We start from the raw sequence: 1,616 nt of genomic DNA, 5'->3' as shown, positions 1-1,616 counted from the left end.
AGCGCAGTCGCTCTCTGCACGTATCAACGAATTCAAGAGCTGAAGACCCCTATCCAATAGGTATCTTCAGAGGTAAAAAGAACGCGGTGGCGGGTATGTTTCGGGATCATGACATGATCCCCCCGCGTCAGATGCAGGACATTGCCTCCAATTTCAAGATCGGCTTCCCCCTCAAAGAGTAACACCCATTCATCTTCGTTTTGATCGTACCATTCTCCCGGTGTTTTCAGCCAAGAGCGTATTGATTCGACACGAACGATGCCGCTGTCAAAAAGAGTTGAAAATATTTCACGGTTTTGCTCAGGGGATTCCCCCTCATAAAGATTACATTTACGGGTCAAGAAACACTCCTAAGTTAATGCATGATATGATTTCGCTATTATAAGCTAAAGAGTAAAGACGAAATGAATAATATTATATTGATTGGTTTTATGGGAGTCGGAAAGGGCTCTGTCGCGCGGGAGATCGTCAAACAGTCGGAAATGATTGCATTGGATACGGATGATGTCATCGAAAGCATGGAAAACCGAAAAATTAAAAAAATTTTTGCCAAAGAGGGAGAAGCGTATTTCCGCGCCCTTGAACACAAAGTGGCCCTTTGGCTTCAAAAAGAAGTCAGCGGTACTTTGATTTCAACGGGAGGGGGCTTTTTTAAAGTGCCGAACCTTTCCGAAATCGGGACGGTAGTGTATTTGTCTGCACCGTTCGAGACAATTTATCAGCGGATTCGCGCCCATCCGAATGCAAAAAGCAAACTTCGAAAACGCCCGCTTTTTCAAGATATCGATAAAGCTAAAAAACTTTATGAGGAGCGCGCACCGCTCTATAAAGAAGCGGCTGATATTGTGATTGATGTCAGCGGAAAAGAACTGGACGAGATCGCCGGAGAAATTTTACAAAAGGTGAGGCAGGATGATTAAGATTGTATCGGGGATCCTACTAAGTGCAGCCGTCCTTTTCGGGGCCGATATTAAATGGGAGAAAGATCTCGCATCGGCAGTCGAGCGTGCCGGAAAAGAGAAAAAGCCGCTGATGGTTGTCGTCACGAAGTACGGGTGCAAATGGTGCGATGTACTTAAAAAAGAGACGCTGAAAAACCCGAAAGTCTCGGATACGTTAAACCGTGATTTCGTTTCTTACGAAGCAGTGATGGAAGAGGGTACGGTGCCTCAGTCTTTGATGACTCCCGGAACACCCGCAACATGGTTCATAAAAGGAAAAACCCCGATGTTTGAACCGATCATGGGGGCTGTCGGCGTAGACGATTTTTTGTACGCTCTCGACGCGGTTAAAAAAGAGTACGCTGCTCCGGCATCGAAAAAATAAAGGATATCAATGACCATCATACACGCCAATGATTCAACGTTCCCGGCCGTATTTGAAGAGCTGCTCGGCCGTGGAAAAATGGATATGGAACATGTCTCGTCAATCGTAAAAACGATTATTGATGAAATACGTTCCGAAAACGACGAAGCGCTGATTCGCCATATCTCCAAGTTTGACCGCTGGACTCCTAAAAGCGGGGCGGAATTGCGGATTGAGCCTGCGGATATGAAAAAAGCGTATGACGCACTGGACCCGACATTGAAAGCTTCTTTGCATCTGGCATATGAGCG

4 protein-coding genes are annotated in these 1,616 nt (G+C 46.0%); 3 read left to right on the top strand and 1 reads right to left on the bottom strand.

The features are described from left to right. Nucleotides 1–32: 32 nt before the first annotated feature. Nucleotides 33–341 (bottom strand): cupin domain-containing protein, encoded by a 309-nt coding sequence (locus tag WB308_RS11090; RefSeq protein WP_424191488.1) that lies wholly within the window; start codon nt 339–341, stop codon nt 33–35. A 63-nt stretch (nt 342–404) separates the two neighbouring features. Between WB308_RS11090 and WB308_RS11085 the strand changes: the two genes are divergently transcribed. The 3 genes from WB308_RS11085 to WB308_RS11075 form a co-directional block, all read left to right on the top strand. Then, nucleotides 405–920, top strand: a complete 516-nt coding sequence (locus tag WB308_RS11085; RefSeq protein ID WP_424191486.1) for a shikimate kinase — start codon at nt 405–407, stop codon at nt 918–920. Continuing rightward, nucleotides 913–1,326 (top strand): thioredoxin family protein, encoded by a 414-nt coding sequence (locus WB308_RS11080; protein ID WP_424191484.1) that lies wholly within the window; start codon nt 913–915, stop codon nt 1,324–1,326. The genes WB308_RS11085 and WB308_RS11080 overlap by 8 nt, the downstream gene beginning before the upstream one ends. Before the next feature lie 9 nt (nt 1,327–1,335). Beyond that, nucleotides 1,336–1,616, top strand: a 281-nt coding sequence (locus WB308_RS11075; RefSeq protein WP_424191482.1) for a histidinol dehydrogenase, incomplete at its 3' end; no start/stop codon positions are given.

The sequence above is a fragment of the Sulfuricurvum sp. genome, from assembly GCF_049587615.1.
Lineage (GTDB): Bacteria > Campylobacterota > Campylobacteria > Campylobacterales > Sulfurimonadaceae > Sulfuricurvum.
Note: the sequence above shows the minus strand (reverse complement) of the source record. Positions and strands in the feature narration are given on the sequence as shown.

Bases quoted from the DNA above. Each gene is read 5' to 3' on its own strand.
- WB308_RS11080 (WP_424191484.1), top strand. From the start codon at position 913: ATGATTAAGATTGTATCGGGGATCCTACTAAGTGCAGCCGTCCTTTTC.
- WB308_RS11085 (WP_424191486.1), top strand. From the start codon at position 405: ATGAATAATATTATATTGATTGGTTTTATGGGAGTCGGAAAGGGCTCT.